16 protein-coding genes are annotated in these 23,984 nt (G+C 70.9%); 8 read left to right on the top strand and 8 right to left on the bottom strand.

The features are described 5' to 3' along the window. Positions 1 to 215: 215 nt before the first annotated feature. The 5 genes from pgm to ABD262_RS17465 form a co-directional block, all read right to left on the bottom strand. Positions 216 to 1,859 (bottom strand): phosphoglucomutase (alpha-D-glucose-1,6-bisphosphate-dependent), encoded by a 1,644-nt coding sequence (gene pgm, locus ABD262_RS17485; protein ID WP_344138956.1) that lies wholly within the window; start codon positions 1,857 to 1,859, stop codon positions 216 to 218. Further along, positions 1,852 to 4,086 carry a 1,4-alpha-glucan branching protein GlgB gene (gene glgB, locus ABD262_RS17480; RefSeq protein ID WP_344138955.1) on the bottom strand — a complete coding sequence of 745 codons (2,235 nt, stop codon included), beginning with the start codon at positions 4,084 to 4,086 and terminating at the stop codon, positions 1,852 to 1,854. The genes pgm and glgB overlap by 8 nt, the downstream gene beginning before the upstream one ends. A gap of 461 nt (positions 4,087 to 4,547) precedes the next feature. Next, positions 4,548 to 5,987 (bottom strand): maltokinase N-terminal cap-like domain-containing protein, encoded by a 1,440-nt coding sequence (locus ABD262_RS17475; RefSeq protein WP_344138953.1) that lies wholly within the window; start codon positions 5,985 to 5,987, stop codon positions 4,548 to 4,550. After that, on the bottom strand, positions 5,980 to 7,689 hold the full coding sequence (gene treS / locus ABD262_RS17470; RefSeq protein ID WP_344138951.1) for a maltose alpha-D-glucosyltransferase: 1,710 nt from the start codon (positions 7,687 to 7,689) through the stop codon (positions 5,980 to 5,982). Before treS ends, ABD262_RS17475 begins: the two co-directional genes overlap by 8 nt. After that, positions 7,689 to 9,767 (bottom strand): alpha-1,4-glucan--maltose-1-phosphate maltosyltransferase, encoded by a 2,079-nt coding sequence (locus ABD262_RS17465; protein ID WP_344140035.1) that lies wholly within the window; start codon positions 9,765 to 9,767, stop codon positions 7,689 to 7,691. The genes treS and ABD262_RS17465 overlap by 1 nt, the downstream gene beginning before the upstream one ends. A gap of 155 nt (positions 9,768 to 9,922) precedes the next feature. Between ABD262_RS17465 and glgP the strand changes: the two genes are divergently transcribed. Continuing rightward, positions 9,923 to 12,502 (top strand): alpha-glucan family phosphorylase, encoded by a 2,580-nt coding sequence (gene glgP, locus ABD262_RS17460; protein WP_344138949.1) that lies wholly within the window; start codon positions 9,923 to 9,925, stop codon positions 12,500 to 12,502. Between the two features lie 187 nt (positions 12,503 to 12,689). Here the strand turns inward: glgP and ABD262_RS17455 are convergent, their stop codons facing one another. Next, positions 12,690 to 12,974, bottom strand: coding sequence for a hypothetical protein (locus tag ABD262_RS17455; RefSeq protein ID WP_344138947.1), 285 nt, complete (start codon positions 12,972 to 12,974; stop codon positions 12,690 to 12,692). 70 nt (positions 12,975 to 13,044) lie between these two features. Between ABD262_RS17455 and ABD262_RS17450 the strand changes: the two genes are divergently transcribed. Next, positions 13,045 to 14,112, top strand: coding sequence for an HNH endonuclease signature motif containing protein (locus tag ABD262_RS17450; RefSeq protein ID WP_344138945.1), 1,068 nt, complete (start codon positions 13,045 to 13,047; stop codon positions 14,110 to 14,112). Between the two features lie 139 nt (positions 14,113 to 14,251). Next, positions 14,252 to 15,325: an acyltransferase family protein gene (locus ABD262_RS17445; protein WP_344138943.1), complete on the top strand. Its 1,074-nt coding sequence runs from the start codon at positions 14,252 to 14,254 to the stop codon at positions 15,323 to 15,325. Positions 15,326 to 15,346: 21 nt separating this feature from the next. Here ABD262_RS17445 and ABD262_RS17440 read toward each other — a convergent pair whose 3' ends face one another. After that, complete coding sequence (locus tag ABD262_RS17440) at positions 15,347 to 16,936, bottom strand: vWA domain-containing protein (protein WP_344138941.1); 1,590 nt, start codon at positions 16,934 to 16,936, stop codon at positions 15,347 to 15,349. Positions 16,937 to 17,322: 386 nt separating this feature from the next. Between ABD262_RS17440 and ABD262_RS17435 the strand changes: the two genes are divergently transcribed. Then, the gene (locus ABD262_RS17435) at positions 17,323 to 18,792 is read left to right on the top strand and encodes an FAD-dependent monooxygenase (RefSeq protein ID WP_344138939.1); all 1,470 of its coding nucleotides are present in this window, start codon (positions 17,323 to 17,325) and stop codon (positions 18,790 to 18,792) included. 6 nt (positions 18,793 to 18,798) lie between these two features. Here the strand turns inward: ABD262_RS17435 and glgX are convergent, their stop codons facing one another. Next, positions 18,799 to 20,955 (bottom strand): glycogen debranching protein GlgX, encoded by a 2,157-nt coding sequence (gene glgX / locus ABD262_RS17430; RefSeq protein ID WP_344138937.1) that lies wholly within the window; start codon positions 20,953 to 20,955, stop codon positions 18,799 to 18,801. A 35-nt stretch (positions 20,956 to 20,990) separates the two neighbouring features. Here glgX and ABD262_RS17425 point away from each other — a divergent pair, with 35 nt between their 5' ends. From ABD262_RS17425 to ABD262_RS17410, 4 genes are read left to right on the top strand one after another with little or no spacing between them, the layout of a single operon-like run. After that, on the top strand, positions 20,991 to 21,479 hold the full coding sequence (locus tag ABD262_RS17425) for a T3SS (YopN, CesT) and YbjN peptide-binding chaperone 1 (RefSeq protein WP_344138935.1): 489 nt from the start codon (positions 20,991 to 20,993) through the stop codon (positions 21,477 to 21,479). Continuing rightward, positions 21,476 to 22,270 carry an enoyl-CoA hydratase/isomerase family protein gene (locus tag ABD262_RS17420; protein WP_344138933.1) on the top strand — a complete coding sequence of 265 codons (795 nt, stop codon included), beginning with the start codon at positions 21,476 to 21,478 and terminating at the stop codon, positions 22,268 to 22,270. Before ABD262_RS17425 ends, ABD262_RS17420 begins: the two co-directional genes overlap by 4 nt. 3 nt (positions 22,271 to 22,273) lie before the next feature. After that, complete coding sequence (locus ABD262_RS17415; protein WP_344138931.1) at positions 22,274 to 23,254, top strand: class I SAM-dependent methyltransferase; 981 nt, start codon at positions 22,274 to 22,276, stop codon at positions 23,252 to 23,254. Between the two features lie 59 nt (positions 23,255 to 23,313). Next, positions 23,314 to 23,970, top strand: coding sequence for an acyltransferase (locus ABD262_RS17410; protein WP_344138929.1), 657 nt, complete (start codon positions 23,314 to 23,316; stop codon positions 23,968 to 23,970). Positions 23,971 to 23,984: the final 14 nt, after the last annotated feature.

Here is a 23,984-nt window from a genome sequence, read left to right as displayed (position 1 = left end):
GGTGTCGGCGTGCCTCGGGCTGCATCAGCCGGGGGCGCCGCAGCCCGCGGAGCTGGTCGAGGGTGGCGAGGTTGGGGCGGGAGCTACCCGTGCGCGGCAGAGTGCGAGGCCCGGGCGTCTGTGGTGTGTTCGAGGGCGTCATGTCCGTTCCAACGGAGCATGCCTCCGGTTTGTTCCGGAGGATGCCTCCGAATTCTCGCGGGCTCGGTCCGCGCTCAGTCGCCGAGGGCCGCGCCGACGACTTCCTTGGCCTCGGCCTGCACCTGCGCGAGGTGCTCAGGGCCACGGAACGACTCGGCGTAGATCTTGTACACGTCCTCGGTGCCGGACGGCCGGGCGGCGAACCACGCGCTCTGCGTCGTCACCTTCAGGCCACCGATGGCCGCGCCGTTGCCGGGAGCCTCGGTGAGCTTGGCCGTGATCGGCTCGCCCGCGAGGGAGTCGGCGGCGACGTCGCCGGGGGACAGCGCGGCCAGCTTGGCCTTCTGCTCGCGGTTGGCCGCCGCGTCGATGCGGGCGTAGGCCGGGTCGCCGTGCCTGGCGGTGAGCTCGCGGTAGTGCTGGCTCGGGCTCTGCCCGGTCGCGGCGAGGATCTCGGAGGCCAGCAGCGCCAGCAGGATGCCGTCCTTGTCGGTGGTCCAGGCCCGGCCGTCACGGCGCAGGAAGGAGGCGCCGGCAGACTCCTCGCCGCCGAAGCCGAAGCTGCCGTCGATGAGGCCGGGGACGAACCACTTGAAGCCCACCGGCACCTCGACCAGGCGACCGCCCACGTCGGCCGCGACGCGGTCGATCATCGACGAGGACACCAGCGTCTTGCCGATCGCAGCGTCCTTCGGCCAGTCGGGGCGGGCACCACCGAACAGGTACTGGATGGCGACGGCGAGGAAGTGGTTGGGGTTCATCAGGCCGCCGTCGGGGGTGACGATCCCGTGGCGGTCGGAGTCGGCGTCGTTGCCGGTGGCGATGTCGTACTCGTCCTTGCGGGCGATCAGCGACGCCATCGCCGACGGCGACGAGCAGTCCATCCGGATCTTGCCGTCCCAGTCGAGGGTCATGAACCGCCAGGTCGGGTCGACCAGGGGGTTGACCACGGTGAGGTCGAGGCCGTGCCGGTCGGCGATCTCGCCCCAGTAGTGGACCGAGGCGCCACCCAGCGGGTCGGCGCCGATCCGGACCCCGGCGTCCTTGATCCGCTGGAGGTCGACGACGTGGGGCAGGTCGTCGACGTAGCTGCCCAGGAAGTCGTAGGGCTGCGCGTGGGCACGGGCCCGGCTGAACGGCATCCGGCGCACACCGTCGAGCCCACCCGCGATCAGCTCGTTGGCCCGGGCGGCGATGACCTTGGTCGCGTCGCTGTCGGCGGGCCCACCGTGCGGCGGGTTGTACTTGAAGCCACCGTCGGACGGCGGGTTGTGCGAGGGGGTGACGACGATGCCGTCGGCGAGCACCGAACCGGTGGTGCGGCCCTCGTTGGCACGGATGATGGCATGGCTGACCGCCGGGGTGGGGGTGTAGCCGTCGCGGTCGTCGACGAGCACGATCACGTCGTTGGCGGCGAGCACCTCGAGGGCACTGGCCCACGCCGGCTCGGACAGCCCGTGGGTGTCGCGGCCGATGAACAGCGGGCCGTCGTAGCCCTGCGACTTCCGGTAGTCGCAGATCGCCTGCGTGGTCGCGAGGATGTGCGCCTCGTTGAACGCCGTCTTCAGGCTCGAGCCACGGTGCCCCGACGTGCCGAACACGACCTGTTGGTCGAGGTCGTCGGGGTCGGGGGAGAGCGTGTAGTAGGCAGTCACCAGGTGGGCGACGTCGACCAGGTCGGAGGGCTGGGCGAGCTGTCCTGCGCGCGGGTCACTCATCGGCCAGTGCCTTTCCCTCCGCGTCCACCGGCGCCAGGTAGACGGTCGACAGCGCGGCCACCCGGACCTCGACCGACCAGGGCTGGCCGTTCGCGCCGTGCTCCTGTGCGGTCACCACGACCTCCGCCTGGCTCGGCGTCCCGAACTCGTCGTAGCCGCTGGTGTCGAGGATGACCTTCCAGTCGCCCGGACGGGGCACCCCGATCCGCAGCGGGTCCCGGGCCAGGCCGCCGAAGTTGACCGCCACGGCGACGACGGCGCCCTGCCGGTCCTGCGTGCCGAAACGCAGGTAGGAGTAGGTGTTCCACGCGTTGTCGTCGGCGTCCAGCCACTCGAACCCGGCCGGGTCGGAGTCCAGCGCCCAGAGCGCGGGGTTCGCGCGGTAGACGCGGTTGAGCTCCTTGACCAGGTTGTGCACGCGGTAGTGCGCAGCGTGGTCGAGCAGCCACCAGTCGAGCTGGCGCCCGTCGGCCCACTCGGCCTCCTGCGCGAACTCGCTGCCCATGAAGATCAGCTGCTTGCCCGGGTGGCTCCAGATGTAGGCGAGGAACGCCCGCACCGTCGCGAGCTGGTCGTAGCGGCTCCCGGGAGCCTTGCGCAGCAGCGACCCCTTGCCGTGGACGACCTCGTCGTGGCTGATCGGCAGCAGGTAGTTCTCGCTGTAGGCGTACATCAGCGAGAAGGTCAGCAGGTGGTGGTGGTACTGCCGGTGGATCGGGTCCTCCTTGAGGTACTTCAAGGAGTCGTTCATCCAGCCCATGTTCCACTTCAGCCCGAACCCGAGGCCACCAGAGCTGGTCGGCTTGGTGACGCCCGGCCAGGACGTGGACTCCTCGGCGATCGTGACGATCCCGGGCACCCGCTTGTATGCCGTGGCGTTGGCCTCCTGGAGCAGGCCCACCGCCTCGAGGTTCTCCCGGCCGCCGTGGATGTTGGGCACCCACTCGCCGTCCTTCCGGGCGTAGTCGAGGTAGAGCATCGAGGCGACACCGTCCACCCGCAGGCCGTCGACGTGGAACTCCTCCATCCAGTACACGGCGTTGGCGACGAGGAAGTTGCGCACCTGCATCCGGCCGAAGTCGAAGATGTAGGAGCCCCACTCCGGGTGCCAGCCCTTGCGCGGGTCCGGGTGCTCGTAGAGGGGGAGGCCGTCGAAGCGGGCCAGGGCCCAGGGGTCGGTCGCGAAGTGTCCCGGCACCCAGTCGAGGATCACGCCGATCCCGGCCTGGTGCAGGCGGTCGACGAGGTGGCGGAAGTCGTCGGGTCGCCCGAACCGCGCGCTCGGGGCGTAGTAGCTCGTGACGTGGTAGCCCCACGACGGCGGGTAGGGGTGCTCCATGACCGGCATGAACTCGACGTGCGTGAAGCCGAGGTCGGCGACGTAGTTGACCAGGTGCTCGGCGAGGTCGCGGTAGCCGTGCCCGGTGCGCCACGAGCCGAGGTGCACCTCGTAGACGCTCATCGGTGCCTTGTGGGCGTCGCTGCCGGCTCGCTGCTGCATCCAGGTGTCGTCGTTCCAGGCGTAGCGGGACTGGACGACCGAGGACGCGCGACCGGGCGGGAGCTCGGTGGCCTGGGCCATCGGGTCGGCCTTCTCACGCACCTTGCCGTCGGCGCCGCGGACCAGGAACTTGTAGAGCGTGCCGTCGCCGACGCCGGGCACGAACAGCTCCCACACCCCGGACTCGCCGAGCAACCGCATGGCGTGGCTGCGGGTGTCCCAGCCGTTGAAGTCACCGGCGACGTGCACCGCTTGGGCACGGGGTGCCCATACGGCGAACGAGGTGCCGACGACGGTGCCCATCGGACCCGGGTACTCGTGCACGTGCGCGCCGAGGACGGTCCACAGCTCCTCGTGTCGGCCCTCGCCGATCAGGTGCAGGTCGATCGGCCCCAGGGTGGGGGCGAACCGGTAGGGGTCGTCCATCTCGTGCTCGATGCCGTCCGCGTAGGCGACGAGCAGTCGGTAGTCCTGGGTCTGGGTGGCCCCGACCCGCATGCCGCCCCACACGCCGTCGGACTCGTGCAGCAGCTCGATGTGCTCGCCGTCCTGGAACCGCACACCGACCGACGACGCGAACGGCTTGTAGGTGCGGATCAGCAGCCCCTCCTCGTCGAGGTGGTGCCCCAGCAGGTCGTGCGGCTGCTGGTGGCGACCGTCGGCGAGGGCGCGGATGGCCTCCTCCGGGGTCGACGGCGTGGGGACCGGCTCGGGGACGCGGTCCACAGGGGGCTCGGTCGGGGGCTCGGCCGCACGACGGGCCGCTGCGCGACTGGTCGGCGTCTCGGCGGGCGGGCCGGCCGGGACCTCAGCGGCCGGGACCTCAGCGGCCGGGACCTCAGCGGCCGGGACCTCAGCGGCCGGGACCTCAGCGGCCGGGACCTCCGGGGCCGGGACCTGAGCGGTCGGCGTCTCGGCCGAAGGTGCGTTGGCGCTGGGAGCCGCTGCGTCCGCTGTCGACGGGGCCTCGGGGTCGGGCAGCCCGAACCACGTCCGGGCCGGCGCCTCCTCCGTCGTGTTCGGAAGACCCGCCGGGCCAGGACCCGGTGCATCTTCCGAAGACTCAGGTGTGGGCGCCGCCTCTGGTGTGGGGGGGACCTCGGGGGTGGTCGAAGCCTCGGTCGCCTCTGGGGTCGCCGGGGTCTCGTCGGAGCTGTGCTTCTGCTTCTTCTTGCTGAACCGTGGACTCACGTCAGGTCCTTCCTCGCGTCGTCGAGCAGTCGGACCACGGCAGCCGTGGGGATGGTCAGCCAGGTGGGCCGGTTGCGGGCTTCGTACACGACCTCGTAGAGCGCCTTGTCGAGCTGGAAGGCGATCAGCAGCGCGGCGTCCTCGCGCGGGTCGCGTCCGCACTCGGCGGCATACCCGTCGAGGAAGGCGCGCTGCGCACTCTCGGCCCAGTCACGCGCGCTGCCGCCGGGGTGGGACTGCTCCCACGAGCCCGCGGCGTAGTCGAACGAGCGGAGCATGCCGGCGATGTCACGCACCGCGAGGTCGGGCAGCATGCGTTCGGAGAGCGGGCGCAGGGGCTCGCCCTCGAAGTCGAGCAGCACCCAGCCGCGGCCCTCCACCTTGAGCACCTGGCCGAGGTGGTAGTCACCGTGGATGCGTTGCAGCGCAGGCCAGCTGGCGTTCACGGCGCGGTCGACGACATCGGCGATCCGGTGCTCGTGGGCGGCCAGCGCGGGCACCTCCGACGCTGCGGCGACATAGCGGGCCCGCATGCCGGCCGCGACCGTGGCGATCGTCTCGGCCGACACGGGCTCGGTGGGCAGGATCTCGGCGAGCCGCTTGTGCACCTCCGCGGTCGCCGCGCCGAGCTGGCGGGCCGACTCGTCGAAGTCCTCGTGGGCGCCGACCACACGCAGGGCGACCCGCCACGCGTCCTCGGTGCCGGGGAAGAACTCCTGGGCGAAGGCCAGGTGGCCACGCGAGGGTTCGTCGCCCTCGTCGACGGCCGGCCACGCGGCACTCACCGTGCCGACCATGGTGGGCACCCGCGTCGAGCCGGCCTCGGAGAGCGCGCCCTGCACCGTCACGTCGGGGTTCTCGCCCGACTGGAGCATGCGGAAGACCTTGCAGATCAACGGCTTCGGACTGCCATCGGCGTCGGTGCAGTCGAACACGATCGAGGTGTTGGACTGCTCGCCGGAGAGCACCTTCGACGAGCGGAGGGTGGTCTCGGTCGTCCACGACGGATGCCGCCGCGACACGACGTCGGGCTCCACGGTGTCGGACTCGCCGCCGGCCTGGGGGACCGCCTGCTCCAGCACCAGGGCGAGGAGCTGCGCGGCGTAGACCGGGTCGTGCGGCCCGTCATAGACCCATCGGGGTCCGAGGACGCTGTGCTCCATCGTCCCGACGAGGGCCTGCTGCCCGCCCTCCAGCGGCGCGCCGCGGTAGGTGAGCGGGACCTGGTAGACCACCGGCTCGGGGCCGCCCTCGTCCACGACGATGAGCGTCTCGATGCCGACCTGTCCGGCGGGGTCGTCGAGCCGCCACGACCACAGCTTGCGCAGCACTGGCAGCCGCCCCTTGGCGGCATACCAGCGCTGGCGCGCCATCCACGGCCCCACGAGCTCGAGCTTCGTGGGGGAGATCGTGGCGTCGTCGTGGATCTCAGCCATGCGCCGCACCCGGCACCAGGCGGAGCCAGAAGAAGTCGCGGGAGCCGAGGGTCAGCGTGATGGTGCCGTCGTCGCTGATCTTCGGGAAGCCCTCGCCACCGAAGAGGTCCTCGAGGTGGGCACCCCGGAACTCGTCGGGCACGCGGACCGTGGTCGCCTGCGGGCGGCTCGCGAGGTTGTTGACGCACAGCACGGCCTCGGAGCTGCTGTTGCCCTCGGGGTCCCAGGTGACGCGCAGGAACGACAGCACCGCCTCGTTGTCGGACGGGCAGACCTCGAAGTCGCCGAGCCCGAAGACCGGGTGGCGCTTGCGGATCTCGAGCATCGCCCGCACCCAGTGCAGCAGCGAGGAGCTGCTGGCCATCTGGGCTTCCACGTTGACGTTGTTGTAGTGGTAGACGAGCGATGACACGACCGGCAGGTAGAGCTTGCCGGGGTCGGCCACCGAGAAGCCCGAGTTGCGGTCGGGTGTCCACTGCATCGGGGTGCGGACGGCGTCACGGTCGTTGAGCCAGATGTTGTCGCCCATCCCGATCTCGTCGCCGTAGTAGAGGCACGGTGACCCCGGCAGGGAGAGCAGCAGCGCGTGGATGAGCTCGATCTCGGCCCGGCTGTTGTCCAGCAACGGTGACAACCGCCGCCGGATGCCGACGTTGGCCCGCATGCGGGGGTCGGGTGCGTACCAGCCGTACATCGCGGTGCGCTGCTCCGGCGTGACCATCTCGAGGGTGAGCTCGTCGTGGTTGCGCAGGAAGGTGCCCCACTGCGTGCCGGCCGGCTTGTCGGGGGTGTCGGCCATGACGTCGACGATCGGCGCGGCCTTCTCCTCCCGCAGCGAGTAGTAGAGCATCGGCATGACGGGGAAGTGGAAGCACATCTGGCACTCCGGCTCCTCCTCGGTGCCGAAGTAGTCCACGACGTCGGCCGGGGGCTGGTTCGCCTCGGCGAGCAGGATCCGACCGGGGTACTCGGTGTCGACCATCTTGCGCAGCTTGGCCAGGAACTGGTGCGTCTTCGGGTGGTTCTCGCAGTTGTGGCCCTCCTCCTCGTAGAGGTAGGGGACCGCGTCCAGCCGGAAGCCGTCGATGCCCATGTCCATCCAGAACCGGACGACGTCGAACATCGCCTCGTGGACGGCCGGGTTCTCGAAGTTGAGGTCGGGCTGGTGGGAGAAGAACCGGTGCCAGAAGAACTGCCGGCGCACCGGGTCGAAGGTCCAGTTGGAGACCTCGGTGTCGATGAAGATGATGCGGGCGTCCGAGTAGGGCTCGTCGGTGTCGGACCACACGTAGAAGTCGCCGAACGGCCCCTCGGGGTCGGAGCGCGACGCCTGGAACCACGGGTGGGCGTCGCTGGTGTGGTTCATCACGAAGTCGGTGATGACCCGGATGCCGCGGGCGTGCGCCTGCGACACCAGCTCCTGGAAGTCGGGCAGGGTGCCGAACTCGGGCAGGACCGCGGTGTAGTCGGCGATGTCGTAGCCACCGTCGCGCAGCGGCGAGGCGTAGAACGGCGGCAGCCACAGGCAGTCGACCCCGAGCCAGGCGAGGTAGTCGAGCCGGGCCATCAGCCCGGTGAAGTCACCGGAGCCCGAGCCCTTCGAGTCGCCGAACGCGCGGACCAGGACCTCGTAGAAGACGGCGGTCTTGAACCACTCGGGGTCGTTCTTCAGGCCGGGCTGGGCGAGGTTGAGACCCTGCATCAGAACCTCCGGATTGCGACGATGTGGACGGGCTCGGTCTCGGGCCCGAGTCTGACGTAGACGTGCTCGCCCCAGTGCCACGAGGCCCCGGTGACGAGGTCCTGCGCGGCGATGCCGTCGTGGTAGTCGAGCCCCAGGGCGGGCATGTCGAGGTGCACGGTGGACTCGCGGGTGCTGTGCGGGTCGAGGTTGGCGACCACCACGACGGTGTCCTCGGTGCCGTCGGCCAGCACCCGGCGCTTCGAGAACGCCATGATGTTCTCGTCGTCGACGTGGTGGAACGTGATGTTGCGCAACCGGTGCAGCGAAGGGTGGTCGCGCCGGATCTCGTTGAGGCGGGTGAGGTAGCCGGCCAGCGACTGCCCCTCCTTGATCCCGCCCGGCTCGTAGTCCTCCCAGCGCCGGTTCTTGTACTGGTACTTCTCGTTGTCGATCTGCTCCTCGGCGCCGGGCCGGGCGACGTGCTCGATCAGCTCGTAGCCGGCGTAGATGCCGTAGGTGGGGACCAGGGTCGCGGCGAGCGCGGCCCGCAGCTTCCACGCGGCCGGACCGCCGAACTGCATGTAGGGCGTGAGGATGTCGTGCGTCGTCGGCCAGAAGGACGGCCGCATGTAGGACGCCGCGTCGCCGGCGAGCTCGGTGACGTACTCCTCGAGCTCCCACTTCTGGTTGCGCCAGGCGTAGTACGTGTACGACTGCTGGAACCCGACCTTGCCCAGGGAGTGCATCATCGCGGGCTTGGTGAACGCCTCGGCCAGCCAGATCACCTCGGGGTGGTCGCGTGCCACGTCGTCGATCAGCCACTGCCAGAACTCGACCGGCTTGGTGTGGGGGTTGTCCACGCGGAAGATCTTGACCCCGTGGTCGATCCACACCTGGATGACCCGGCGCATCTCCGCGTACGACCCGGCGGGGTCGTTGTCGAAGTAGAGCGGGTAGATGTCCTGGTACTTCTTCGGTGGGTTCTCGGCATAGGCGATCGTGCCGTCGGCACGGTGCTTGAACCACTCGGGGTGCGTGGTCACGTAGGGGTGGTCGGGAGAGGCCTGCAGCGCGATGTCCATCGCGACCTCCAGGCCGAGCTCCTCGGCCTGCGCGACGAAGAAGTCGAAGTCGTCGAAGGTGCCGAGGTCCGGGTGGATGGCGTCGTGGCCACCGTCGGCACTGCCGATGCCGTAGGGGCTGCCCGGGTCGTCGGGACCGGCTTCGAGGGTGTTGTTGGGTCCCTTGCGGTTGGTGGTCCCGATCGGGTGGATCGGCGTCAGGTAGACGACGTCGAAGCCCATCCGGGCGATGGCGGGCAGCCGCTTGGCCGCCGTGCGCAGGGTGCCACTGGTCCACTTGCCCGTCTCGGGGTCCTGCACCGCGCCCTCGGAGCGCGGGAAGATCTCGTACCACGCGCCATACAGCGCGCGCTCGCGCTCGACGAGCAACGGGTATGCCGCGGACGGGCTCACGTAGTCGCGCAGCGGGCGGGCGGCCAGCTCGGCCCGCACGGACGGGTCGGTGCCGGCGTGCAGGCGGGCCAGCGGGGGCCGTCGGGTGTCACGCAGGGCGGTGACCGCGTCGGCCAGGACGGCCTGCTGGTCCTTGCTCCGCTCCACCTCGGCCATCGCGCGCTCGAGGGTGCGGGCGCCCTCCTCGAGCATCAGCTCGGCGTCGACGTCGGCGGCGACCTTGATGGTCGCGTCGTGGTCCCACGTGCCGTAGGGGTCGGACCAGCCTTCGACGCGGTAGGACCACCAGCCCTCGGCGTCGGGCTCGACCACGGCGGCCCAGGTGTTGAGACCGGGGTTCACGGGGGTCATGGGGGTGACCCGCTCGGACCCGTCAGGCGCCACGAGGACGACCGACGCGTTCACCGCGTCGTGACCCTCGCGGAACACCGTGGCGCCGATGGTGAACTGCTCCCCGACAACCGCCTTGGCGGGCCGGGCGCCGTCGTCGACGACCGGGCTGACCGCTTGGACCGGGATCCGGCCGATGGGGACCTGGGGGGGTGCGGTCGTCGGTGCCTTGGTCACCGGAGGTCGTTGGCCGGTGCTGCCGGCACTGGGTGCGTCAGGAGGGCTGGGCATGGCTGCCGGGGGCTTCGCTGTCACGCGCCCGACGCTACTCGGTCGGCACCCCGCGCACCTCCCCACGTGCAGAGATGGACAGTCTTCTGAAAAATCTTGAAAGTTCTGCAAGAACGCGTCATTCACTTTGCCCCGGAGGCCTTAGGATGCCCCACGTGAAGGCGATCCGACGCTTCAGCGTCCGTACTGTCCTGCCCGCGCCCATCGCCGCCCTCGGCGACCTGGCGAGCAACCTGCGGTGGTCCTGGCACCCACCCACGCGCGACCTCTTCCAGCGGATCGACCCGCAGCGCTGGGACAAGGTGCGCAAGGACCCCGTCCGGCTGCTGTCGGCGCTGTCCCCGCAGGAGCTGAGCGACCTCGCCGGGGACGCCGAGTTCGTCTCGGCCGTCGCAGCGGCCAAGGCCGACCTCGACACCTACCTGAGCGAGCCGCGCTGGTTCCAGGCGTGGGCCGACGAGGTCGAGGGCGGCGCCCCGAAGGCGATCGGCTACTTCAGCCCCGAGTTCGGCATCACCGAGGTGCTGCCGCAGTACTCCGGCGGCCTGGGCATCCTCGCGGGTGACCACCTGAAGACGGCCTCCGACCTCGGCGTGCCGATCGTCGGCGTGGGCCTGTTCTACAAGACCGGCTACTTCAAGCAGAGCCTCAACCGCGACGGGTGGCAGCAGGAGACCTACCCGGTGCTCGACCCGGATGGCCTGCCGCTGAGCCTGCTCCGCGAGGAGGACGGCACCCCCTGCGTCATCACCCTCGACCTGCCCGGTGGCCGTGAGCTGCACGCCCACGTGCTCAAGGCACAGGTCGGCCGCGTGCCCCTGCTGCTGCTCGACTCCGACGTCCCGGAGAACGACGAGGCAGCCCGCAACATCACCAACCGCCTCTACGGCGGCGGTGGCGAGCAGCGCCTCCAGCAGGAGATGCTGCTCGGCATCGGTGGGGTCCGGGCCCTGCGCCTCTGGTCGCGACTCACCGGGGCCCCGACCCCGGACGTCTACCACACCAACGAGGGCCACGCCGGCTTCCTCGGCGTCGAGCGGATCCACGAGCTGACGCAGTCGGCCGGGCTGAGCTTCGACGAGGCCCTCGAGGCCGTCCGAGCGGCCACGGTCTTCACCACGCACACACCCGTGCCCGCCGGCATCGACCGGTTCGAGGCCGACCTCATCACCCGTCACTTCGGTGGCGACCGCGCCGTCGAGGGCGTCCCCGTCGACCGGCTCCTCGCCCTCGGCGCGGAGGACTACCCCGGTGGCCAGGCGGGCATGTTCAACATGGCCGTCATGGGCCTGCGCCTGGGCCAGCGGGCCAACGGCGTCTCCAAGCTGCACGGGGTCGTCAGCCGCGGGATGTTCGACGGCCTGTGGCCGGGCTTCGACGACGACGAGGTCCCGATCTCCAGTGTCACCAACGGTGTCCACGCCGGCACCTGGGTGGACCGCAAGGTCTACGAGGTCGCTGCCAAGCACCTCGGCACCACCGACATCGAGCGCGACAACGCCTGGGACCGCATCGGCGACGTGCCGCGCGACGCGATCTGGGCGACCAAGCGCGAGATGCGTGAGCAGCTCGTCAAGGAGGCCCGTCGCCGCACGAGGTCCTCGTGGAAGAAGCGTGGCGCGAGCCCGGCCGAGCTCGGCTGGGTCGACGACATCCTCGACCCCGACGTGCTGACCATCGGCTTCGCCCGACGGGTGCCGACCTACAAGCGGCTCACCCTGATGCTGCGTGACCCTGCTCGCCTCAAGCGCCTCCTGCTCGACGAGAAGCGCCCGATCCAGCTCGTCATCGCCGGCAAGTCGCACCCCGCCGACGAGACCGGCAAGCAGCTCATCCAGCAGATGGTGCGCTTCGCCGACGACCCGGAGATCCGCCACCGCATCGTGTTCCTCCCGAACTACGACATCGCGATGGCCCAGTACCTCTACCCGGGCTGCGACGTCTGGCTGAACAACCCGCTGCGCCCGTTCGAGGCGTGTGGCACGTCGGGCATGAAGGCCGCCCTCAACGGCGGCCTCAACCTGTCGATCCTCGACGGCTGGTGGGACGAGTGGTTCGACGGCGAGAACGGCTGGGCCATCCCCACGGCTGACGGGGTCGAGGACCCCGAGCGCCGCGACGACATCGAGGCCGCCGCGCTCTACGACCTCATCGAGAACTCGGTGGCGCCGCGGTTCTACGACGTCGACGCCGAGGGGCTCCCGCAGAACTGGATCTCGATGATCACGCACACGCTGGCGACGCTGGGCCCGAAGGTCCTGGCCAGCCGCATGGTGCGCGACTACACGACCCAGCTCTACGGCCCCGCCGCACGCGCCGGCTGGGCGCTCAACGGAGACACCTTCGAGGGAGCCCGCGACCTGGCGGCCTACAAGGCCAAGGTCAAGGCCGCATGGCCGAACGTCCGGGTCGACCACGTCGAGTCCTCGGGCGTCGGCGACAGCCCCGAGATCGGCGAGACGCTGCACGTCAACGCCTACGTCTCGCTGGGAGGGCTCGACCCCGAGGAGGTCGACGTCCAGGTCGTGCACGGCACGGCCCGCGACTCCGACGAGCTGCGTGACGTGGTGAGTGAGTCGCTCCAGTTCGTCGAGTCCTACGAGGGTGGTCGCCACCACTTCGCGGGTGACCTCGCGCTCTCCCGCACCGGCTCGTTCGGCTACACGGTCCGCGTGCTGCCGAAGCACGCCGGTCTCGCCAGCACCAGCGAGCTCGGCCTGGTGGCCAACGCCTGACCCGACCACGGCTCGGAGGTATGCCGCGTGCGGACGTCCGCACGCGGCATACCTGTGTCCGGGGTCCGTGCCGCACCGCGGGGTTTCCGGTGGACACAGGTCCTTGGGGCGCCCACCTGTGGACAACAGGTGCGGGATCGGTGCCGTATCTGGTTGCGGTGCAACGGTTTTCGTGACGGGTGGGCTGTCAGACCCTGCCGCTAGGTTCGTTGGCATGGATGAGGGGACCACGGTCGAGCAGGCCACGTTCGGGCAGCGCCGCAGTGCGGTGCTGGACGCCTGCGCTGCCCTGACCGGGGTCGACGAGGTGCTCTGGGCTGCGGGTGGCGCCGGCCTCGGTGAGCTGGCTGGTCTGCTCGACGAGCTCGGGCGTCGCGTCGACGCCGCCAGGGTGGAGGTGCTGCGTGAGGCGGTCGAGCGCGGTGAGGCCGGGCCCGGTCGGTCGGGTGCGTCGGCGTGGTTGCTGGACCACTCCCCGGGGCTCCGGGCCGGTGGGTCGGCACGGGTCGTGCGGGTGGCCGAGGCGACCACCGACGACCGGTATGCCAGCGCTGCTGGGTGCCGTTCGTGCGACGCGGGTGCCACTGGTCACCGCCGCGGTGGTGGTGGACGAGTTCGAGCGGCTCGCTCCCCGCCTGGCCGAGGGAGCCGAGGTGCCGGTCATGGCTGGGCTGGTCGAGGTCGCCTCCTGGGGCCGGGCGAAGGACGTCCGAGGACTACGGGAACGGCTGGTGGCGAAGTACGGCCTGGTCGGTGAGCTGCAGGGCGAGCACGACAAGGCGGTCGAGCGGCGGGCGTTGTCGCAGCCGTTCTCCGACGGGACTGGGCTGTTCGAGTACACGATGGTCGTCGACACCGAGGCCAAGGCAGTGATCGAGGCAGCCGTGCAGGGCCTGTCCGCGCCGCGACCCGCTCAGGGGGAGCCGGACCGGCGCCCATCGGGGCAGCGGCGGATGGACGCGCTGCTCGAGGTGGTCCGCCGCGGCGTCGCCTCGGCCGAGGGGGTGTCGACGACTCCGAAGGCGGAGCTGTTCGTCACCGTGAGCCTGGCGGACCTGGTCGCGCGCACCAACGCGGCGACCGTCTTCGGGTCCGGTGAGGCCGGGACCCTGCTTGCCCCCGAGACCGCGCGACGCATCGCCTGTGACGCGGGCATAGTGCCGGGCGTCATGGGGAAGGAAGGGCAGATCCTGGACCTCGGCAGACGGTTCCGGCTGTTCACGTCCGCCCAGCTGCGGGCGCTGTGGCTGCGCGACGGCACATGCACCTTCCCCGACTGCACCGTCCCCTCGACCTGGTGCGACGGACACCACCTATGGCATTGGGCCGACGGCGGCCCGACAGACCTGGCCAACGCCGCCCTGCTGTGCGGGCGACACCACACCGTCGTCCACACCAAGGGCTACCACGGCCAGCTCCGCGACGGCCGCGTCTGCTGGGACCTGACCCGCGGAGCCTACGACCACTGGCTCACCCACCGGCCCCGGCCAGCTTCCGCAGACCCACCGGCGGTGGCCGGACCCACGACGTCTGGGGCGGGCTGCCCACCGGTGCCGCCGAGCACAGTCGTGGGGCGAGCTGGACCCTGTCCCCGCCCTGGCCACCCATGACGCCGCCCCACAGGGCCCGATGATGGCCGGCGCTCGCCGCCGGCAGGCCTCTCGGCCCGCCCGCGACAAGGTGAGGGAGACCGAGCTCGATTCGTCATTCCGCGGACTCCTGCGCCCCGGGCAGGTCACACTTGCGCTCATGGAACGAGGGGGACGGCTGGGCTACCGGCCAGCACTCGACGGGCTGCGCGGGGTCGCGGTCCTGCTCGTCCTCGCCCAGCACGCGAACGTCCCGTTCTTCGCCCAGGGCGGGACCGTGGGGGTGACGCTGTTCTTCGTGCTGTCGGGGTTCCTGATCACCTCGATCCTGCGCGACGAGCGGGCGACCACGGGCCGCACCGACTTCCGGGGCTTCTACCTGCGGCGGGCGCGACGCCTGCTACCAGCCCTCGCGCTGCTCCTCGTCGGGGTGACCGCATACCTGCTGGCGAGCGGCCAGTCGCTGGTGGACGTGCTGCTCACCGCTGCCTATGCGTCGAACCTCGCCGGCGCCAGCGGCCACAACCTCGGCAACCTCGTGCACACCTGGACCCTCTCGCTCGAGGAGCAGTTCTACCTGCTCTGGCCGCTCCTGCTGCCGGTCGTGGCCCGGCGGCGCCGACCCGCTCTCGTCCTGGCGGTCGTGGCCGCCCTGGTGGTCGCCTGGCGGGTGGTCCTGTCGATGTCGGGAGCCTCCGTCGAGCGGATCTACTTCGGGCCGGACACCCGCGCCGATGCCATCGTGATCGGCTGTGCCCTGGCGTTCGCCCTCGCGAGCATCCCCGCGCGCCACCTGCGGCTGGCTGCCGCGGTGAGTGCAGCCGTCCTGGCCGGCCTGTGCGCGGCACCACCGGAGTCCGCCCTCGCGTGGCTGTTGCCGCCGATCACGCTGGCTTCCCTGGTGGTCGTGGCGCACGCCGCGCGAAGCGCGCCGAAGCTGCTCACCTGGCGGCCCCTCGTGGCGACCGGCCGGATCAGCTACGGCCTCTACCTGTGGAGCTTCCCGGTCGCCCTGAGCGTGGAGTCGCGGGACCTGCCGCTGTGGGTCAGTGCACCCACGATCGCCGCCGTCAGCGTGGCCCTGGCGCTGGCCTCGTGGTTCGTCATCGAGCGACCGTTCCAGCGCCGACCGGTCAAGGCTGCGGTCGATCCGGTCGATCCGGTCGATCCGGTCGATCCGGTCGATCCTGGCGAGGTCGTTCCCCTGACGAGCAAAGCCCTTCCGGCGCGCTGAGGCTGTGCCCTGCCCGGCTGCTCAGGTGGTGGCCTGCTCGACGAGGCGGACCAGCTCGGCCACGTCGCGGTCGCCGTCCAGCGCTGCGGGGAGGCTGGCCGCCTCCTGCCGGAGGTCGCTGACGCTGACCCACTGCGACCACGGACCATGGGTGAGCCGGTCGGTCAACATGGCCACGACCAGGTCCTGCCGCAGGCGTGGGGAGGCCTGGTCGAGCGTGGGGGCGCACTCCCCGTCACGGAGCTGACGGGTCCGCTCGACCGCCCGACCGCCCGCGTCGAGGTAGCGAACGGTCGCGGTCACGAACGACCCGTTGCCGGCCCCCTCCCGCAGCTCGACGTCATACAGCGCGGTGGTGGTGTGTCCGGCGAAGACCTCGCCGCCGTCGACCGCGTCGTTGCGGAAGTCCTGGTCCGCCACGTCACGGTTCTCGAAGCCGAGCAGCCGGTAGCCCTGGACCTGCTCCGGGTCGAACTCGACCTGGGCCTTGGCGTCACTCGCAGCGACCACGAGGGACCCGGTGAGACCGGTGGCGAAGACTCGCTCCGCCTCCGCGGTCGTGTCGACGTAGACGTGCCAGCCGTCGCCGCGGTCGGCGAGCTGCTCGAGCAGGTGGTCGTTGTAGTCCTGGATCCCCACCCCGACCGAGATCAGGTTCGTCCCGGCGCGGGCCTGGGTGCTGATCCGCTCCAGGATCTGGCTCGCACCCGTGGCTCCGACGTTCGCGACACCATCGCTGACCAGCACCACGCGCGACATCCGGCCCTTGCGCTGCATCGACTGGGCCAGGTCGTAGCCGAGCGCGAGCCCGGCCTCGGCGTTGGTCGAAGCCTGGGGGCGGAGCGAGTCGATCGCCCGGTCGATGGCGCGACGGTCGGAGGCGTCGGTGGGCTCGAGGGCGACCTCGGCCTCCGTCGAGTAGCACACCATCGCCACGCGATCCGTGGACCGCAGCGACCGGGCCAGCGTCCGGAGGGCGGCCTTGGTCGTCTCCATCTTGTTGGCCTCGTTCATCGACCCCGAGCAGTCCACGACGAGGACGAGGTCGACATCGGTGCGCGACTCGGAGTCGGCCGCGGCGCTGCTGATGCCGACCCTGACGAGCCGGTGACCGGCACGGAAGGGCAGGGTGGCGGCATCGATGCTCACGGCCAGGCCGTCGCGTGGTGCCTCGTAGCCCTGCTGGAAGTAGTTGACGAACTCCTCGGTGCGGACCTCGTCCGGGGAGATCGAGCTGCCCTGGTTCACCGCGTCGCGAAAGCGCGTGTACGAGCCGGTGTCGATGTCGAGGGCGAAGGTCGACTGCGAGTCCTCGGCAGGGTCGGTCATCTCGAGGGCTCGGTCCGGCCGCTCCTCCTGGGGAGGAGGCGACCCGTCGGTGGAGCTGCCGCCGCGAGGCGCGGGTTGCGCCGAACCGTTGCCACCACTGGGTTTCCCGTAGCTGCCCCCGTTGCCGTTGTTGTTGTTGTTGTTGCTGTTGCTGTTGCCGTTCTTCGGCCCGACGGAGTCCCCCTCCGGGCCCGGCCCCCCGCTGCAGGCCGACACGGCCACGACGAGCGCCGCTGCGGCGACGAGCTGGGTGATCGACCTGCGGACTCTCGGTGTCGCCATGGTGGTGCCCCCTTGCATCAGCCCCGGAGGGTGGTCCCCGGATGTGCGTTGGACCGAAGGTAGGAGCGGATGGTTGCCTTGCGCAGTGATGGTTATCGGGACGTGACCGGGCTGATCGCCTTTCGTGTCCGGAGGGCATCTCGCGTGACCGGCAGGTGATCGTGGGGAGACCGGGCTGTGACCAACGACGGACGGTGACCAACGACGGACGGTGACCAACGACGGACGGTGACCAACGACGGACGGTGACCAACGACGGACGGTGACCAACGACGGACGGTGACCAACGACGGACGGTGACCAACGACGGACGGTGAGCAACGACAGGCCGTGACCCGAGGACAGGCCGGGGCGAACCCGTCGCGGCTGGCATGATCGACCGCGAAATGAGCGAGGGTGACATGGACGACGTGGTGGTCGTCGGCGCCGGACCGACCGGTCTGATGCTGGCGGGGGAGCTGGCGCTGGCAGGAGTTGCTGTCGTCGTCCTCGAACGACGACAGACCCCTGACCTGGTCGGCACCCGAGCGCGCGGCTTCCACTCGCGCACGATCGAGCTCTTCGACCAGCGGGGCATCGCCGACCGCTTCCTCGACCAGGGCCAGACCTTCCAGGCGATGAGCTTCGCCGGCACCCCTCTCGACGTGGCCGGCCTCCCCTCGCGCCACCCGTACACGCTCGGCCTGTCGCAAGGGCATGTCGAGGGCATCCTGCGCGGCTGGGTCGACGAGCTCGACGTGCCGATCCGCTTCGGCGTCGAGGTCGCCGGCCTCAGCCAGGACGACTCAGGGGTCGAGGTGGTCCTGGCGGACGGCGCCCGACTGCGAGCCGGCTACCTCGTGGGCGCCGACGGCGGTCGCAGTGTCGTCCGCAAGGCGGTGGGCATCCGGCTGGAGGGCGCGCGGGCCACCCGCAGCCACCTGATCGCGGAGGTGGAGCTGTCCGAGGAGCCACCCACCGGGATGCGCCAGGACGACGTGGGCATCCACGGCATCAACCTCCTGGCGGGCTCCACGTTCGGGGTGGTGGTGACCGAGCGCGAGCTGGGCGGCGGGGCCGAGCCCACGCTCGCCGACCTCAGCGCCGCCCTGACCCAGGTGTACGGCTCCGACTTCGGGGTCCACGACCCCTCGTGGCTCTCGCGTTTCACCGACGCCGCTCTGCAGGCGGCCGACTACCGGCGTGGCCGGGTGCTGGTCGCCGGGGACGCCGCCCACATCCATCCACCCACCGGGGGCCAGGGCATCGGTCTCGGGGTGCAGGACGCCGTCAACCTCGGCTGGAAGCTGGCGCAGGTGGTCAAGGGGGCCTCGCCCGAAGCCCTCTTGGACAGCTACTTCGCGGAGCGCCACCCCGCGACGGCCCGTGTCCTGGACAACGTGGTGACCCAGGCCATCCTGCAGCGCAGTGACGCTCGCACCGATGCAGTGCGTGCGACGTTCGCCGACCTGCTGGGCTCGGACCGGCCGCGGAACCAGGTCGCCGGGCTGCTGTCCGGACTCGACGTGGCCTACGACCTCGGCGAAGGGCACCCCTTGCTGGGACGGCGCATGCCCGACCTCGACCTCGTCACGCCGGCCGGCCCGCGCCGCGTCTACGAGCTGCTGCACGACGCCCGCCCCCTGCTGCTCAACCTCGGCGCGCCCGGCAGCCTCGCGGCCCCCCGGTGGGCGGACCGGGTCACGCAGGTGGACGCCGAGAGCTCCGGCCCGTGGGTGCTGCCCGTCGTCGGCACGGTCGCGGCTCCCACCGCGGTGCTCGTCCGCCCCGACGGTCACGTGGCCTGGGTGGGCGAGGGGAGCGCGGACGGGCTCGACCGGGCGCTCGCGACCTGGTGCGGGCCGCCTGCGGGCTGAGGGCGGTCAGGTCGAGTCGGTCGCCCGGTAGACCCGGATGCAGGTGGGCCCGATCTCGACCGGTCCGGGCGGCAAGGTGTCGCCGGGCGGACCGGGGCGCTCGTCCGTCGAGTCCCACAGCAGCTGGTATGCCGTGAGGCCGGGTACCGCCGGCAGGGTCACCTTGCCGGCGTCGGAGGAGCCGTGCAGGACGACCAGCACGGAGGAGTGGCCGACCCAGGCGCCGTTGAGGAGCATCTGGAGGGTGCGGGTCGAGGGGTCCTCCCACCGGCCGTTCCCCATCGCCTCGCCCTCGAGGTCGAACCACGCGAGGTCGGTCGAGCCGTCCTCGTGGACCTCGCGGCCGGTGAAGAAGGTGCGCTGTCGCAGGACCGGGTGGTCGGCGCGCAACCGCGTCAGGAAACGCGTGGTCGCCAGGAGGTCCTGCTGCCACGGGTCGAGGTGCCACGAGAACCACGAGGTCGGGTTGTCCTGGCAGTAGGGGTTGTTGTTCCCGCCCTGGCTGCGGCCGAACTCGTCGCCGGCGTTGAGCATCGGCACCCCGGTCGCGAGCAGGGTGGACCCCAGCAGGTTGCGCACCGAGCGTCGCCTGACCTCTTCGATCTCAGGTGCCGCCAGACCGGTGTCGGGGCCCTCCACCCCGTGGTTCCACGAGCGGTTGTTGTCGCTGCCATCGCGGTTGCCCTCGCCGTTGGGGCCGTTGTGCTTGGAGTTGTAACGGGTCAGGTCGCTGGTGGTGAAGCCGTCGTGCGCCGCGACGAAGTTCACCGAGGCGACCGGCCCGCGGTCGCGCGCGCCGAACAGGTCCTGTGAACCGGCCATCCGGGTGGCGAGCTCACGCACCCCGTGACCCTGGTGGTGGCCGGCGGCCCGGGCCTTGAGGTCGTCGAGCCAGAAGGTGCGCACCGAGTCGCGGAACCGGTCGTTCCACTCCGCGAACGGGGGAGGGAACTGACCGGTCCGCCAGCCGTGGATGCCGACGTCCCAGGGCTCCGCGACGAGCTTGACCCGGGACAGGACGGGGTCGGTGCGCAGGGCCACGAGGAAGGGGTGGTTGGGGTCGTAGTCGTCGTTCTGGCCACGCCCGAGGGCGACGGCCAGGTCGAAGCGGAAGCCGTCGACGTGGCACTCGTTCACCCAGTACCGCAACGAGTCCAGCACCATCTTGCAGACCATCGCGTGACGCAGGTCGAGGGTGTTGCCGCAGCCGGTGACGTCGATGTCCTGGCCGCGCTCGTCGAGCCGGTAGTAGGCCCGGTTGTCCAGGCCCCGCCACGACAGCGACGCACCGGTGCGTCCGGACTGCTCGGCGGTGTGGTTGTAGACGACGTCGAGGAGCACCTCGATGCCCTCGGCGTGGAGCAGTCGCACCATGCCCTTGAACTCGTCGAGGGCACCCTGCGGGTCCGTCGCCGACGCGTACATCGCGTGGGGGGCGAAGAAGCCGAGGGTGTTGTAGCCCCAGTAGTTGGTCAGGCCGCGCTGGACCACCTCGGGCTCGGACGTGAACGCCTGCACGGGGAGCAGCTCGACCGCCGTCGCGCCCAGCGCCTTGAGGTGGGCGATGACCGACGGGTGGCACAGGCCGGCATACGTGCCCCGCAGGTGGGCAGGCACCTCGGGGTGCTGCATGGTGAGGCTGCGCACGTGGGCCTCGTAGACCACGGTCTCGGCCAGCGGGGTGTGTGGCGGCGCGTCGGCGCCCCAGTCGAACGCCTCGTCGACGACCACGCAGCGCGGGACGGAGCCGGCGCTGTCGGTCGGGCTGCGCACCAGGTCGTCGCCCCTGAGCCGGTCGTCCACCTGGTGCGCGAACACCTCGGGGGTCCAGGACACGTCGCCCTCGATGGCGCGGGCGTACGGGTCGAGCAGCACCTTCGCCGGGTTGTAGCGCAGGCCCTCGGCGGGGCGCCACGGTCCGTCCGCCCGCAGGCCGTACCGCTGGCCCGGGGCGACGCCGGGGAGGAACCCGAACCAGATGCCGTGGGTGCGCTCGGTGAGCGGCAGGCGGCGCTCCGAGCTGCCGTCACGGTCGTCCGCGTCGTAGAGGCAGACCTCGATGGAGTCGGCGTGACCCGCATAGACGGCGAACTCGGCGCCCCCCTCGACGAGGGTCATGCCCAACGTGGGAGGAAGGTCACGCGGGCGCGTGGCAGGCGACATGGCCCCAAGACTAGGCAGTGGTTACGGTTGGGCACATGACGGATCCGACTTCGCTGCCCAACTTCCCCCCGCCCGCGAACGAGCACCCCCTTCGCGGACGGGTCCTGGACGCCCTGATCGACCAGTCCCTCGCGCCGAACGTGGACAACGACGGCGACGTCGCCTTCACGGTGCAGGACCAGCAGCTGTTCGTGCGGTGCACGGAGGGCGACTTCCAGATCATGCGCGTCTTCGGCCAGTGGGCGATCAGCGACGCGGTCCCGAGCGACCCGCTGACCCGCCTGGCCACCTGCAACGAGATCACGCTGCAGATGAACGTCGTGAAGGCCGGGCTGGCCAACGACACCCTGGTCGTGACCAGCGAGCACATCGTCGACCAGAACAGCGACGTCCCGGCCCTGGTCAACGTGTCGATCCAGCTCGTCCTCGCGGGCGTGCAGATGTGGCACGAGCGGATCATGGGCGGCGGCGAGGACACCGGTCCCGGCGCCGGCCAGCCGGCTCCCGGGGGCGACCCCGCATGAGCGACGCCACCTCCGGCGACGTCGTCTCCCTCGAGGTCGAGAGCGGCATCGCCACCATCCGCCTGAACCGCCCCCCGATGAACGCCCTCAACGCCGAGGTCCAGTCCGCCCTGTCGGCGGCCGCGATCGAGGCCGGCCAGCGGCGCGACGTCGCCGGGGTCGTCGTCTACGGCGGCGCGAAGGTGTTCGCCGCAGGAGCGGACATCAAGGAGATGCAGCGGATGTCCTACACGGACATGGCCGACCACGCCGGCGCGCTGCAGGACTTCACCCGCACGCTCGCGCGCATCCCCAAGCCGACCGTGGCCGCCATCACCGGCTACGCGCTCGGTGGGGGCTGCGAGGTGGCCCTCGCCTGCGACTTCCGCGTCGCCGCGAAGAACGCCAAGCTGGGCCAGCCGGAGATCCTGCTCGGCGTCATCCCCGGCGCCGGTGGCACCCAGCGGCTGGCTCGCCTCGTCGGCCCGGCCAAGGCCAAGGACATCGTGTTCTCCGGGCGCTTCGTCTCCGCCGACGAGGCGCTCGCGATCGGGCTCGTCGACGAGGTCGTCGAGGCCGAGGACGTGTATGCCGCCGCGAAGGCGCGGCTCGCCCCGTACGTCGGTGGTCCCGCCTACGCGCTCCGCGCTGCCAAGGAAGCGATCGACCGCGGCCTGGAGACCGACCTCGAGACCGGGCTGGAGATCGAGCGGATGCTGTTCAGCAGCCTGTTCGCCACCAAGGACCGGGAGATCGGCATGAAGTCCTTCGTCGAGAACGGTCCGGGCAAGGCGAAGTTCGAGGGCGCCTGACCCATGTCGTCCACCCCGACGAGCGCGGCATCCTCGACGAGCGCGGCCACGGCCGAGCAGGTCGCCGCCGCCTACGCCGACAACAAGCTGGCGCAGGTGCTCTACCACGACTGGGAGGCGCAGACCTACGACGACAAGTGGTCGATCTCGTTCGACCAGCGCTGCATCGACTACGCCGGTGACCGGTTCCACGCGATCACGGGCACGCCCGACCCGCTGCCCTACGGGACGGCGCTCGAGCTGGGCGCGGGCACCGGCTTCTTCTCGCTCAACCTCAAGCAGGCCGGGATCCTCGACGAGGTCCACGTGACCGACCTGTCGCCCGGGATGGTCGAAGCTGCCAAGGCGAACGCCGACTCCCTCGGTTTCACGGTGCACGGCCGGATCGCCGATGCCGAGCGAATCCCCTATGACGACAACACTTTCGACATCGTCGTCGGCCACGCAGTGATCCACCACATCCCCGACGTGGAGGCGGCGTTCCGCGAGGTGCTCCGGGTGCTCAAGCCGGGTGGCCGCTTCGTCATCGCAGGGGAGCCCACCACGGTGGGTGACTGGTACGCCCGCCAGCTGGGCCGCGCGACGTGGACGGCGACCAAGGCCGTCACGCGGCTGCCGGCGCTGCGGGGCAAGTGGGCCAAGGACCAGGAGGCGCTGGACGAGTCGTCGCGCGCCGCAGCCCTCGAAGCCGTCGTCGACCTGCACACCTTCGACCCAGACGAACTGGCCCGCACGGCGCTGCGCGCCGGCGCCGTGGGCGTCCGCACCCGCACCGAGGAGCTCACCGCGGCGTTCGTCGGGTGGCCCATCCGCACCTTCGAGGCAGCGGTCCAGCCCGGAGCGCTCGGCTGGGGCTGGGCGAGGTTCGCCTACGGCACGTGGAAGCGGCTGTCCGCTGTCGACCGCGTCCTGGCCAAGGTCGTGCCGGCGCGGCTCTTCTACAACGTCGGCATCACCGGCGTGAAGCCCGGCCGACGCCCGTAGCGACCCCGCCGAGACCACCGAGAAGACCACCGAGACCACCGCACCGAGACGAGCCACCTGTGACCTCTGCAGCGACTGCGGACATGTCGCCGGCCGACCACGGCGAGCGCGGTCCCTCCGGACTGCCCCGGCCCGTGGCCTGGGTCCGCTGGGTCGCCTGGGCGATGGCCAACCGGGCGTTCACCCGCCACCACCTGCTGAGCTACCTGCGGATGGCCCGGGCGAGTGCTCGCTACCCGTCGCTGCGCTTCGAGGGGCCGTGCTTCATCGGGCCGGACGTGCGGTTCGAGGTGAGGGAGGGTTACGGCCGGCTGGTCATCGGTGCCTACACGCACTTCGGTGCTCACGCCCGCGTCCGAGCCCATGAGGGCACGCTGCGGATCGGGCCGAAGTCGGTCATCGGCATCCGCAACACCATCAACTGCTGGATCGACATCTCGATCGGCCAGGCCTGCCTCTTCGGTGACGACGTCTACGTCTGCGACTTCGACCACGTGACCACGTCGCTGGCGGTGCCGATCAAGGACCAGGGCATCGTCAAGTCGCCGGTGCGCATCGGCGACGACGTGTGGCTCGGCACCAAGGTGGTCGTCACGCGTGGCACCGACCTGGGCGACCAGAGCGTGGTCGCGGCCGCAGCCGTCGCCCGCGGTGACTACCCGCCGCGGTCGGTCGTGGCCGGCATACCGGGCAGGGTCGTCAAGACCCGCGAGTGAGCCGAGGCGGGTGC

The sequence above is a fragment of the Pedococcus bigeumensis genome, from assembly GCF_039531795.1.
Classification (GTDB): domain Bacteria; phylum Actinomycetota; class Actinomycetes; order Actinomycetales; family Dermatophilaceae; genus Pedococcus; species Pedococcus bigeumensis.
This window is presented reverse-complemented; position numbering and strand designations above follow the sequence as displayed.